Source organism: Microbulbifer sp. THAF38 (genome assembly GCF_009363535.1).
GTDB lineage: Bacteria > Pseudomonadota > Gammaproteobacteria > Pseudomonadales > Cellvibrionaceae > Microbulbifer.
In genome coordinates, this window is sequence record NZ_CP045369.1 from 1420283 (window position 1) to 1432773 (window position 12491).

A 12491-nucleotide genomic window follows, 5' to 3' on the forward strand; every position below is an offset into this window, starting at 1 on the left:
TTGATTTTTTAAGCGTTTCAAAAGCTGATCATTTTTTCCTCAGATTGTCACACTGGCGCAACCATGGGCCTTTGCGCCGGGGAGGGAATAGTTATCCTCGGAGTTATCCACAGAATCTGTGGGTAGCCTTTCGATGAGGGGAATGGGGTGGATATCTTGCTGGCGGGAAGTATCTGCGGGGCACCTTTATTCAAGGCTACCCCATTCAAGGCTACCCAGGTGGCCGATTAGAATTGTTGGCGAAAGCTGATCAATGCGGCGGTAACTGCCACGTTGAGGCTCTCCACACCGTTTTGCATGGGGATACGCACTAACTCATTGCACTGTTTGGCGACGGCGTCGCTGACACCGTGAGTTTCGTTGCCCAACACAAAAATGGTTGGCTTGTTACCGGTAATCTCTGCCAGAGTCACTGAGGCGTAGGAGGACAGGCCACAGATGCGTGCGCCAGACTCGCGAAAGTCTGCCAGTGCATCTGCCAGCGTTTCGCAACGGAGTATCTGAGTTTTAAACAGGGTACCGGTGCTGGCTTTGATAACCAATGGATCTATTTGTGCGCAGCCTTTCCTGGGCAGGATGATTCCGTCCACGCCGCCAGCACAGGCAGAGCGGATAATCATGCCGAGATTCTGTGGGTTGGTAATACCGTCCAGAGCCAAAAGTTCGTAGGTTTTAACCTCATTCCTGTGATTTTGTAGGAAGGCTTTATAACTACCGTAGTTGGGTAGGGCGAGATCCAGTGCCACCCCCTGATCCTGGCGGGAATTTTTCGAGATGCGGGAGAGCCCTTTGCGATCCCAAAAGGCGGTTTCTATCTGGCGCTCCTCGGCCAGGGCTTCCATGCGGCTGATCAGTTGATCGCGCCGGTTACTGCTCGCCAAGTGCAGTTTGTGTACCGGGAGGTCTGGGTCTTCCAGTGCTTCGAGTACCGGTTTGCGCCCGTAAATAGTTAGCAGGCTGTCGAAAAAAGCTCTTTTTTTCAGGTATTCAGAGGAGTCTTTCACCGCATTGGCTCACTCAATAATTCGATCAATTTGGCCGCGCTTTCATCGGATAGCTGGCCGCGCCGCGCCAACTCTACACAGGCGAGGCCCAGTTGGCGATAGTGGTGCGCAAGTTCTGGCGATACCGACGTTAAGTTTTTCAGCTGGTTGGCTACGGTTTCCAGGTCACCCCGGGCGATCGGGCCGGTGAGGGATGTCTCCGGCCCCAGGGCCATATTGTTCTGAGCAGTCTGCAGGACAATGGGCTCCAGTAACTTGAGGGCGCTGTCGCGGTCGATGCCCGCCGCGGCGAAGCTGTGCAGGCTGAGGTCGATCAACACGGTGAGATAGTTGCACGCGATCACCGAACCCGCATGGTATAGAGACTTATGTTGGGCTTCGATGGTGAGGGTCTTACAGCCTATGGCAGTGAAGGCTTCCTCTAAAGCTGCAGTGGCAGAGCTGTCGCCTTCTAGGGCAACACTGCTGCCAGTGAAGCTATCGAGGGAACGCAGCGGGTCGGCAAAGCTGTGTACCGGGTGGGCGCTGGCGATGGAGGCGGGGCGCAGAACTTCGAGCACTTGGGAGCTGAGGGCGCCGCTGCAGTGAAAGGCAACAATGCCTTCGCGCTTGCCAAGGTGGTCAGCGAGGCGATCGGCTGTTGCGGCAATTTCGCTATCGCCGCAGGCGATCAGCCAGAAGTCCGCCGGTTCCATGGATTTCAGTGCGGGAACTGCGCGCCCGGCGCCGATGAAATCTTCCGCTGCTTTTGCGTTATCGAAACTGCGATTAAGGATCGATTGAACCTGAAAAACTCCGGCCTGTTGCCACAGGCGCCCGAGCGTTTTCCCCAGGCGCCCGGCACCAATAATATTGAGTGTCTTCATTAGTTGCCGGCGAGGCAGCTCAGGTAGGCTTTAACGGCATTTTCTAAGCCCATGCCGATGGCATCCACGGTGAGGGCGTGGCCGATGGAGACTTCCTGCAATCCCGGCAGGGTGCGGTAGCGGGGCAGGTTGACCAGGTTCAGGTCGTGACCCGCATTCACCCCCAGTCCCAGCTGGCGCGCGTGCTCCGCGGCGGCACAGTGGGCGTTGAAGATGTCTTCTAGCTCTGCACTCTGCTTGGCGGCTGCCTCCGCATAAGGGCCGGTGTACAGCTCAATGCGGTCAGCGCCCACATCCTTGGCCAGGCTGATCTGCTCCAGATCCGGGTCCATAAACAGGCTGACACGGATGCCGGCGTCCTTGAGCTTGGCGATTATGGGCACTAAGCGCGGCCCGTCCAGCTTGAGGTTGAAGCCGTGGTCCGAGGTCAGTTGGTCGTTGCTGTCGGGAACCAGGGTGCACTGGTCCGGCTGGGTTTCCAGAGCGAGTGACATCAGGCCTGGGTAGTCCCCCTGGTGCTCGGCAAAAGGATTGCCCTCAATATTGAACTCAATACCATGGCGATCGCGACAGAGGGCGGCCAGTTCGCGCACGTCACGGGGGCGAATATGGCGTTGATCCGGGCGCGGGTGCACGGTGATCCCCTGGGCGCCTGCGTCCAGGCACATTCGGCCGTGGGCGGTAACATCGGGAAAGTTACCTTCGCGGGAATTGCGGATCAGGGCGATTTTGTTGAGATTAACACTGAGAGCGATCACAGCTTATTCTCCCTTACTGTTGTTGGCGACGGCGTTGTCACCGGTGTCAATACGTTTAGCCTCGAGGATGCGGATGGGCATGTTGGGGGCGCTTGGGTGCTGTCGATAGAGACCGCGAGGCTGCGCTACCATTTTTTCCACCACATCCATCCCATCGACTACCCGACCAAAAACGGCGTAGCCGGGCTTGTCCTCTTGCGCGTCGAGCCTGGTGTTGTCGACCAGGTTGATAAAAAACTGTGAGGTGGCGCTGTCCGGGTCATTGGTCCTGGCCATGGAGAGCGTACCGCGCAGGTTTTGCAGGCCGTTGGTGGATTCGTTGACGATGGGATCTTGAGTTTCCTTCCTTTGGAAGTCGAATGTAAAACCGCCGCCCTGCACTACAAAACCAGGCACTATCCGGTGGAAGATGATTCCGTCGTAAAAGCCGCTATCGGTATAGGTGAGGAAGTTTTTTACGGTGACTGGAGCCTCTTTGGCGAAGAGCTCGATCTGAATAATGCCCAAGTCGGTTTTCAGCTCCACGCGCGGATTTTTGGCCAGTGCGGGGAGGGCAAGGGCTGCACAGAGTAGCATTGCAAAAAGTTTACGCATCATCCTTAGTCCTTTAGGTTTCACAGCGGCCTATGGGCGCCGCCGCTTTTGTGTTGGATGTGGGGCTCGGGGATACTAGGTTCCCCGGGGCTCAATAGTATGCGATTTCGGAGAAAGTGGGCGAAATCAGTTCGCCCACTCCGAGTGGCGTTTGCGAGGACGAAGGTGCGGGGCAAACATCGCGAGCAGGGCGCCCAACAGCACGGATAGGGCGCCATACATATACCATTTGTGGCTTTCACTACCGGATAAGCGCTGGATTTCTGCTTCTGCCATGGTTTTCTCCTGCTTGAGCAATTCGTGCTGGTGCAGGAGCTTCTGGTGGCGCTCATTGAGTGCCAGGGCGTCTGCCGATAACGCCTTGAGGGTTTTAAGCTCGGCTGCGAGCGTCTGGCTCTGCTGCTGGGCGGACTCCAGGGCGCTGCTCAGCTTGCCGTTTTCTTCCTCCAGGCGGCGAACTTCACCACCGAGGTTGCCTTCCATTTTTTCGAAGCGCTCCAGGTTTGCTACCGCTTCTTCCAGCTTGAGTTTCGCGACTGGCTCGGAGACCAGGTATTGGCGCCTCACCCACCCCTCTGTACCGCCCTGGGTGCGCACGCGGGTCCAACCTTCTTGCGGGGCATCTTCGAGGACGCTGAGCTGGGTGCCGCTGGGCAGGCCGCGATGCAGAATGCGGAACCCATTACCTTTGCCGGCGCGCATGGGAACATGTAGCTGGTCGGTGATATAGCGGGTTTCGGCGGCCGCAGTTGCTGGAACTGCGTTGAGCAGTGTGGCGGCGATCAGGCCGCACAGTAATTTCTTCATTGCGATACAGCTTGTGCTTGTTGTTATTAGGGCAGAACTAATTTGAATGGCTTAACGGCAACTGAGGCGTAGACTCCAGCAGCCACATAGGGATCGCCGTCGGCCCAGGCCTGAGCCTCCTCAAGCGAGGGAAATTCGGCAATCACTAAGCTGCCGCTAAAGCCGGCCTCACCGGGTTCCTCGCTATCAACGGCGGGGTGCGGCCCTGCAACCAGCAGGCGGCCCTCGTCTTTGAGACGGTTGAGTCGGGCTAAATGGTCGGGGCGCGCTTTTTTGCGCAAAGGGAGACTATCGCTAACATCTTCACTGATGATTGCGTACCACATTGTGAATTTTGCTCTTGTTAGTTGATTAGAAAACTTTTGTTTTTTGTTATTGGGCGACCATGACTTCTTCCAGCTTCAGCCCGGTTAGCTTGCCGATGCGGGAAAACAGGAAGAAGAGTGCAGTCATCAGAATTAGGGCTGATGGTATTGCGATAACTAGGTAGCCTAGTGCGGTCATCTCACCAATTTCTGAATTGTAGGCTTCGGTCCCTGGAGGGCTTATCACAATTGTCTTGGCGAGAATGTAATTGAGAGTTGATGAAAAAAAGAAAGAGCCTGCAACGATCCAGGAAGTTTGTTTAAGGGTTCTGTCGAACGCTGCTTGATTGCCATTTGATTGCAATGTCTTGGCAATTTTGGCCGTATCAAGGATTTGATCGTTATATAAAAGGGTCTTTACCAGAGGCCAGCGGGAATATGTAGAGCCAATTACCGCGATGCCTAGCAGGCCAGGAATAGCAGCTTCTTTAATGGCTATATATTGTGGATCTAACTCCAGTAGGCTGATACCACCGGTAAGTAATATGCCGATGATGCCTAAGGCGGAAAAGAAATTGACTTTGCCAAGGCGCAAAAGGTCGCGCAATCCATAGCCCAACGGAAATGCAAGAGCTACTACCATAGCCCAGGTGGCGCCCAGCCATTGATCCCCAGAGAGCTTTGTTAATATCAATGTGGGAATAATGACATTGAAGGCTAAATTGCTGAGAAGGCCTTCTTTCTTGGGGTTTTCACTTTTTGACAATGTCGAATTCGTTTCGCTCATACTCAATTCCGGTGATAATGCCCGCGGGAAGTTAGTTGAGAAGTCACATTACAATGGCCTTCCAGGAAAATTCTTCCCCACTGACAATACTGCTGTCAGACTCCGGTTCCTCGTGGCCGCCAAGGGTGACCTATGGTCCGGGCCCTATCCTTGAAAACACCGGTTGCGGCTATGACAGCCTCACCGGGTTATCGTTCCAAATAATAGATACTGCGACTTTTAACCCCCAGAGAGAGTGAGAGCCTGCTGTTGAGTTTCCTGCCAGAAGATCTAAATACAGACCTTGTAGACCTCCACTGTCACAGTACCGCTTCCGACGGTATTTTAAGTCCTACTGAGCTGGTGTCGAGGGCGAAATCCCAGGGTGTGACTCTGATGGCACTCACCGACCACGATACGGTGGGTGGTGTAGCTGAGGCACAGGCTGCAGGTGACCAGTTAGGCATCACTGTGGCGACGGGGATCGAATTCTCCAGTCTTTGGGGGCGACGCTCTGTCCATATTGTTGGGCTCAATATTGACCCGGCATCTGCACGCTTGCGAGAGGCAATCGCTCTGCGTGAGGAGTTGCGCGAGGAGCGCGCCGAGCGGATTGCCGAACGCTTACATAAGCGGGGTTTCGAGGGAGCCTTAAAGGGGGGGCGAGCTATTGCTGGAGATTCCGTGCTGGGGCGGCCGCATTTTGCCCGCTGGCTGGTGGAAGCCGGGCACGTTGAGGACACTGCGCGGGCGTTCAAACGTTATTTGGGTGCCGGCAAGATCGGCGATGTGCGCGTGGAGTGGCCACAATTGCGGGAGACTGTAGAAACCATTCAGTCTGCTGGTGGCACAGCCGTGCTGGCACACCCGCTCAAGTACGGCCTAACACGCACCCAATTGCTGCGCCTCCTAACTGAGTATCACCACAGTGGCGGCAATGCTGTGGAGCTGCTCTGTGGCCGGCAGAATCCCACCCAGACCAGGGAACTGCGCAGTTTGATGGCGCTGTCTGTTGGCGATTCCAACGCTGCCCCAATGCACAGCTCTTTGGGGAGTGACTTTCACCAACCGGAGCAGCCCTGGAGAGAGCTCGGCTGTGTGCGTTTGCCCGAAGACGTCGAGCCCGTGTGGAATCTGTGGCACACTCTGCACCGGGATCGACCGGGGGAAGCGATATCTGCCTAGTGGTGTGGCGTTCCATGCCGCGTGAGATGGGGGAGTGGATATTGGTCGACTCCAAATCCCCGGCGGGTATCTGAGCCCGTCGCAAGAGGTTTCAATTGATTAAAGCTTGGGGGCTTTGTGGCGCAGTTCTTTCAAATTCATCCGGACAATCCTCAAGGGCGCCTGATCGGTCAGGCTGCGGATATAGTAACCAGTGGCGGAGTGATTGTTTATCCCACCGATTCCGCCTACGCAATTGGCTGTCGGCTTGGGGAAAAACTGGCGGTTGAACGTATTCGCGTCCTGCGCCAGTTGGATAAAAATCACAACTTTACCCTGATGTGTCGTGATCTTTCCGAGTTGGCCACTTATGCCAAGGTGGATAATCAGATGTTCCGCCTGCTGAAAAACCATACTCCGGGTTCCTATACCTTTATCATGCCGGCTACCGCCGAGGTGCCGCGCCGCCTGATCCACCCCAAGCGTAAAACAATCGGCATCCGTGTACCCGATAACCCCATCGCCCTGGCACTTATTGAGGCGGTAGGTGAACCGCTGATGAGCTGCAGTCTGATTATGCCGGGCGACGAACAGCCATTGACTGACCCCTATGATATTCGCGACACCCTCGAGCATCAGGTGGAACTGGTGATCGACGGTGGTTTTTGTGGGTTGGAAGCGACCACGGTGATCGACCTTACTGGCGATGAGCCTCAGCTGATTCGTCAGGGCTGCGGTGCCATAGATGAAATACTGGGCTGATTGGCGCCGCGCTGGTGTATAATCGGCCGTTTGCGATTTTGAGGGTGGGGCAGGGTGTCCAGTGAAGAACTACTAGCCGAGGTGGAGGAGCAGGTACTCGCCGATGTTGCGGCTGCCGAAACCGACGCGTCTGCTGATCTCCCCTCGGAAAGCCCGAATACCCACGAGAGTGAGGAGGGCAAGGGCCCTCTCGCGCTCGTATTGGGGGAAGCCTTTACCGACCTTCCACCGGATCTTTTTATTCCACCGGATGCACTGGAAGTTATCCTGGAGGCCTTCGAGGGCCCTCTGGATCTGCTGCTATATCTGATCCGCCGCCAGAATCTGGATATTCTGGAAATTAACGTCTCCGACATCACCCGCCAATATATGGCCTATGTGGAGATGATGACGTCGATGCGTTTTGAGCTGGCGGCGGAGTATCTGGTGATGGCGGCAATGCTTGCCGAGATCAAGTCGCGCATGCTGTTGCCGCGTCCACCGGCAGCTGAAGAGGAGGAGGGCGAGGACCCGCGCGCTGCACTGATTCGTCGCCTGCAGGAATATGAGCGCTTCAAAACTGCCGCTGAGGATCTGGATGAGATCCCGCGCATGGGCCGCGATATCCATCAGGCCAGTGCCGAGGGGCCGGATCGCAATATCACCCGGCCCGACCCAGAGGTGGATCTCAAGGAAGTGTTGGTGGCACTGGCGGATGTCTTGCGCCGCGCCGACATGTTTGAGAGTCACCAGGTAGAGCGGGAAAGGCTCTCCACTCGCGAACGTATGACCCAGGTACTCGACCAGATTCGCCACGGGCAGTTTGTGCCCTTTGTGAGCCTATTCACTGCGGAAGAGGGGCGCCTCGGTGTAGTGGTGACTTTCCTCGCCGTGATGGAACTGGTTAAGGAGTCTTTGGTGGAGCTGGTGCAAAATGAGGCCTTTGGTCCCATTCATGTGCGCGCAGCCAGCCACAATCACGAAGCTGGCGATGATGAGTTCAACGAAAGTGAGCGTGACTTCGATACTGGAAAATTGGAGGAGGTACCTCTTTTATCCGGTGATGAGGGCACTCTGAACCGTGATTTAACCGATGGCGATTTGGTCGACGGTGATTTGACCGATAAAGAGCCGCTCACTGCGGGGCAGGTGGAGCCCAGAGAAGAAGAGTTGGAAACAATAAAATGACAATCGCTCCGGAGTTACTGCGCAGAATCCTGGAGGGTGCCCTGTTAGCCTCGGCACAGCCCCTCAGTGAGGAAAAGTTGTTGTCCCTGATGGATGAGGAGGAGCGCCCCTCCGCCACAACCCTGCGGGATCTGCTCGGTGAGATTGCTGAAAGTTGTGCCGGGCGCGGCTTTGAGCTGAAAAAAGTGGCCAGCGGCTGGCGCTTTCAGGTGCCGGAAGATCTGGCTCCCTGGGTGAACCGTTTATGGGAAGAGAAAGCTCAGAGGTATTCTCGCGCCACTCTGGAGACACTGGCGATTATCGCCTATCGCCAACCGGTCACCCGTGGTGATATTGAGGAAATCCGAGGGGTTGCGGTCAGCTCCCAGATTGTGAGGACACTGTTGGATAGAGGTTGGATCAAGGTGGTTGGCCACCGCGATGTGCCTGGCAAACCCTCACTCTACGCAACCACCAGGGATTTTCTCGATTATTTCAATTTGTCCTCTCTGGATGATCTGCCCACTCTGGCTGAGATCCGCGATATCGAGAGTTTGAATAAGATTCTCGAATCAGAGGGGCTCCCCCCCGAGGAAATCGCTGCCGCACTCGCCGCCGAGGGGAGCGAAGAGCTTCCGGAGGACGGCGGGATGAGAGAGGAAACGGAAGAAGAGTCCGGCGCAATCGAAGATGAAGGGCTCCAAGGGTCTGATGAATTTCAAGAGGATGTCGATGCAGCGGAGGATGCCCGAGTCGTGGCAGCGCTTGAGGAAATCGCAGCGGAGGCCGATATTCAAGTAGGGGGCGATGCAGAGCGGCCTGAGAAAGAGGCAGAAACTGCTGAAAGCGAAGAGTCGGCGGTCGCTGAGTTGCCCGAAGCGGTGCAAGAAGAGATCAGGGAAGAGGCGCCGGAAGATGAGTGGGAGTTGGTGCAGGCACAGCCTGAGAGCCCAGAGGTTTCTGAGCCTTTGAGTGCCACCGAGGAGGAACCAACCCCTAAAGAAGAACATGAAAGCGAAATTGAACAGGGCGTCGAATACGGGGAGCCACAAGCCCCTATTGCGGCAACACTGCCAAAGAGCAGCCTGTTTGGTGATATCGATACTGAGGCTGCCACCGATCAAGAGGAGCGGGGAAGCAGCGATGTCGATGAAGATTCCCAAGATGTAGTGCAAGCGGAAAACACCACCCCATGAGTGATGGCACCTCGCCAGCAGGCGAAAAATTGCAAAAAGTATTAGCGCGCAGCGGCCTCGGGTCGCGGCGCGAAATGGAGCGCGCGATCGATGCGGGTCGCGTGACGGTCAACGGAAAAGTAGCGGAACTCGGCGAGCGGGTTACCGGTGAAGATCATATCGAATTTGATGGCCAGGGGTTGCCCTCCAGTGCGGAAAACCGCTGCCGGGTAATTCTGTACAACAAGCCAGTCGGAGAGATTTGTTCACGCCACGACCCAGAGGGGCGCCCCACGGTTTACGATCGTCTGCCCCGACTGAAAACCGGTCGCTGGATTTCTGTGGGCCGCTTGGATTTCAACACCAGTGGCCTGCTGCTGTTTACCAATAGCGGCGAGCTGGCCAACAAATTGATGCACCCGTCGTCGGTGATCGATCGCGAATACCTTGTACGCATCCAGGGGGATGTGGACGAGGAGATGAAGCGACGTTTGCTGAAAGGCGTGCTACTGGACGACGGCTCCGCGCGCTTTACCGATATCGTCGAGAGTGGCGGTGAGGGCAAAAATCGCTGGTTTTACTGTGTGGTGATGGAGGGGCGCAACCGCGAGGTACGTCGTCTGTGGGAGTCCCAGGGCGTTCGCGTGAGCCGTCTAAAGCGGGTGCGCTACGGCAGTGTATTTATTCCCTCCCATGTGCGCGTGGGCCAATGGATTGAGATGGAGCCCAGGGAAATCGACGATCTGTGTATCACCGCCGGCCTGCCCAAGCTGGGGCAGCGCCCGCTGACCCAGGGGGAAAAGCAGACCCTGGAACGCCAGCGACGCAAGTTGCGCAAGTCTCCGGTACCGGCGCAGCGGCGCAATAAGTCCTGAGATTTTTTAGCGTTCTTTATAGAAAAAGCCCGCCTCGAGCGGGCTTTTTTTGTAGCTGGGTAAAAGTTTCGGCCTATGGCTGATTTTCCTTTTGCTGCTCCTTTTGATCTTCATTTTCTGGAGTTTCCCCGGCCTCTTCCTGCTGCTGGTTCTGCATCTCTGATTGCACCCCCTGGGGGCCTCCGCCCATGGCATCGTCCACATCGGAGGGGATATCGGATACCGAATTACTGGTGTCGCTATTTCCCCCTTCCTCGGCTCCCCCAGTCTTGGCGCTGGATTCCATCAGCTGTTTGAGTTTTGCCAGTCCCTGCTCATAGGACTCGCCCACCATTTTCTTTATGGCCAATCCCATCCAGCGCTCCCTGGGGCCACCTCCTGTATCGGTGTTAAAGCTCCAGACAACCTGGGTGCCGCCGTTTTTAGGGAGCAACTTGAACTCGGCTGTGGCTTCACTGCCATCGCCAAAATTCAGTTTGTTGAGCACTATGGAGTTTGGTGTGCTGGTGGTGATGGTCTGGGTTCCTCCGCCCTCGTTGGAGTTTTCCCCGCGCCAGCTCATGGTTGCGCCGACCCCCGTCTCTGGACCGCTGTATTGGTACTCCATGGCGGGGTCGATATGTCTCCAGGGAGACCAGCTGTTGAACTTACGATAGTTATTGACGTAGGGGAATACGTCCTGGGGCGGTCTGTCGATATAGACACTGCGCTCCAGCGAGACTTCGCGGGGAAACAGATAGCCGGCCAGGAACAGCAGTATCAGGAATACCAGGATATAGAGTATCCAGCGCATAGCGGGGCCCTTTGCAAATTTCGGGGCCAAAAACCCCGACCGCCGGCGAATTGCCGGCGCCAGTCAAGGTTATAGCAGTTTCTCTGCGGTTTAATCGTCGCTGAGATGGATAAGCGGCAGCTTGATTTCGACGCAGAGGCCGGCACCGGCATAGTTACGCGCAGTAATGCTGCCACCGTGATGCAGTATCGTGCGCTGCGCGATAGCCAGCCCCAGGCCAAAGCCGCCACTCTCGCGGGAACGGGCGCTGTCTGTGCGGTAGAAGGGGCGGAATATCGCCTCCAGATCGGTTTCGTCCACCCCGGAGCCAGAGTCGATCACGGAAATGTTGCAGCTGTCGGCGGACTCCTGTACCAGTACTCGCACCAGTCCATGGCTGGGGCTGTATTTGATGGCGTTGCGCAGGATATTTTCCAGTGCTGCGGTCAGGGAGCTGCCGCGAGTAGCGACTAGAAGCTCTTCGCCACTGGCACTCATGTCAAAGCCGAGGTGTTTTTCCGCCGCTTCGATATGCAGGTCGTCAATTAGGGCTGAGAGGAGGCTGTTGAGTTCGACTACATCATCCAGTGGGCGCTGCTCTTGATTGCTGACCGGCAGGGAGAGAACGTCGGCAATAATGTCTTCGAGATAGTCCGCCGCTTTGCCGATCTTATCGAGCTCAGTATCGAGCCCCGCCACCTGCTTCTGGCGGGCGATGGCCAGGGCCACTTGCAGTCGCGCCAGGGGGGAGCGCAACTCGTGGGAGACGTCTTTGATCAGGCGACGCTGCTCTGACATGGACTCCTGTAGCTGAGCGGTCATGGAATCGAAGTCCAGCGCCAGGTCGGTCAGTTCATCGTTGCGGCTGTGTAGGCTGGGAGCGACCCGGTAATCCAATTCACCGGCGGCAACCCGCTTGGTGGCGGCGCGCAGCTGTTCCAAGGGGCGGCTCAGGTAGGTGGCCAGCCAATAGCAGGCGATACCGGAGGCGATCATGGAGAGCAGCAACATAGGCCAGAAGTTGCGCCACAGGAATCGCAGCAATAGTCCCTCTTTGCTATCTCCGGCAACTAGGGCGATGCGCAGTGGGTCACCAGTGCGTAGTGGCAGGAAAAAGCCGACGGTGGGTTTGTTGTCCACCAGCATATGGGCCTCGCGATTGCGGTAATCGAGGCTGTTAATCAGCGGTGCCATACTCTGCGGCACCGGCCGCCCCAACAAGTCATTGCCCTCGCTGTCCACCGCGTAGACTCGCCGTTTGACTTTCTTGGGCGCGCGCTCCAGCCAGTGCTGAAATTGCTCGGGTCCGTGGCGGCGGGCGATACGCATGTTGCGCATCACCTCTCGAAACAGTGCGGGGCCTTCCCAGCGCTCCTCCTGGCGGGGGTCGCCAAACTCGCCAAAGTGGGTAATGTAAATGGCGGCAACCACCATCACCATGGCGGTGATCCATGCGCCAAAAAACATTTTCCAGAAGAGGCTGCGCATTTTGATACT

At 56.5% G+C, this 12491-nt stretch carries 13 protein-coding genes and 1 pseudogene; 5 read left to right on the forward strand and 9 right to left on the reverse strand.

Annotated features, from left to right (window positions below; genetic code table 11):
- Positions 1–227 precede the first annotated feature (227 nt).
- From FIU95_RS05985 to FIU95_RS06015, 7 genes are all read right to left on the reverse strand, one after another.
- Positions 228–1004, reverse strand: a complete 777-nt coding sequence (locus FIU95_RS05985) for an RNA methyltransferase (RefSeq protein ID WP_152452427.1) — start codon at positions 1002–1004, stop codon at positions 228–230.
- Positions 1001–1870, reverse strand: coding sequence for a Rossmann-like and DUF2520 domain-containing protein (locus FIU95_RS05990; RefSeq protein WP_152452429.1), 870 nt, complete (start codon positions 1868–1870; stop codon positions 1001–1003). The genes FIU95_RS05985 and FIU95_RS05990 overlap by 4 nt, the downstream gene beginning before the upstream one ends.
- On the reverse strand, positions 1870–2628 hold the full coding sequence (locus FIU95_RS05995; RefSeq protein WP_152452431.1) for a pyridoxine 5'-phosphate synthase: 759 nt from the start codon (positions 2626–2628) through the stop codon (positions 1870–1872). The genes FIU95_RS05990 and FIU95_RS05995 overlap by 1 nt, the downstream gene beginning before the upstream one ends.
- A gap of 3 nt (positions 2629–2631) precedes the next feature.
- Positions 2632–3225 (reverse strand): peptidylprolyl isomerase, encoded by a 594-nt coding sequence (locus tag FIU95_RS06000; RefSeq protein WP_152452433.1) that lies wholly within the window; start codon positions 3223–3225, stop codon positions 2632–2634.
- Positions 3226–3348: 123 nt separating this feature from the next.
- Positions 3349–4029, reverse strand: a complete 681-nt coding sequence (locus FIU95_RS06005) for a TIGR04211 family SH3 domain-containing protein (RefSeq protein ID WP_172975330.1) — start codon at positions 4027–4029, stop codon at positions 3349–3351.
- A gap of 26 nt (positions 4030–4055) precedes the next feature.
- Positions 4056–4355 (reverse strand): YciI family protein, encoded by a 300-nt coding sequence (locus FIU95_RS06010; RefSeq protein WP_152452435.1) that lies wholly within the window; start codon positions 4353–4355, stop codon positions 4056–4058.
- Between the two features lie 46 nt (positions 4356–4401).
- Positions 4402–5121, reverse strand: coding sequence for a VC0807 family protein (locus FIU95_RS06015; protein WP_152452437.1), 720 nt, complete (start codon positions 5119–5121; stop codon positions 4402–4404).
- 249 nt (positions 5122–5370) lie between these two features.
- On the opposite strand from FIU95_RS06015, the gene FIU95_RS06020 reads away from it, so the two are divergent.
- From FIU95_RS06020 to rluB, 5 genes and pseudogenes are all read left to right on the forward strand, one after another.
- Complete coding sequence (locus FIU95_RS06020) at positions 5371–6285, forward strand: PHP domain-containing protein (protein ID WP_253868889.1); 915 nt, start codon at positions 5371–5373, stop codon at positions 6283–6285.
- A 117-nt stretch (positions 6286–6402) separates the two neighbouring features.
- On the forward strand, positions 6403–7026 hold the full coding sequence (locus tag FIU95_RS06025; protein WP_152452439.1) for an L-threonylcarbamoyladenylate synthase: 624 nt from the start codon (positions 6403–6405) through the stop codon (positions 7024–7026).
- Between the two features lie 54 nt (positions 7027–7080).
- Positions 7081–7977: pseudogene (locus FIU95_RS06030) on the forward strand (ScpA family protein); the annotation flags it as partial.
- 212 nt (positions 7978–8189) lie between these two features.
- Complete coding sequence (gene scpB / locus FIU95_RS06035; protein ID WP_152452441.1) at positions 8190–9368, forward strand: SMC-Scp complex subunit ScpB; 1179 nt, start codon at positions 8190–8192, stop codon at positions 9366–9368.
- Complete coding sequence (gene rluB, locus FIU95_RS06040; protein WP_152452443.1) at positions 9365–10222, forward strand: 23S rRNA pseudouridine(2605) synthase RluB; 858 nt, start codon at positions 9365–9367, stop codon at positions 10220–10222. The genes scpB and rluB overlap by 4 nt, the downstream gene beginning before the upstream one ends.
- A gap of 73 nt (positions 10223–10295) precedes the next feature.
- Here the strand turns inward: rluB and FIU95_RS06045 are convergent, their stop codons facing one another.
- Together FIU95_RS06045 and FIU95_RS06050 are read right to left on the reverse strand one after the other, a co-directional pair.
- Positions 10296–11015: an SRPBCC family protein gene (locus FIU95_RS06045; RefSeq protein WP_152452445.1), complete on the reverse strand. Its 720-nt coding sequence runs from the start codon at positions 11013–11015 to the stop codon at positions 10296–10298.
- A gap of 90 nt (positions 11016–11105) precedes the next feature.
- Entirely contained in the window at positions 11106–12482 is a 1377-nt protein-coding gene (locus FIU95_RS06050) for an ATP-binding protein (RefSeq protein ID WP_152452447.1), read from the reverse strand.
- Positions 12483–12491: the final 9 nt, after the last annotated feature.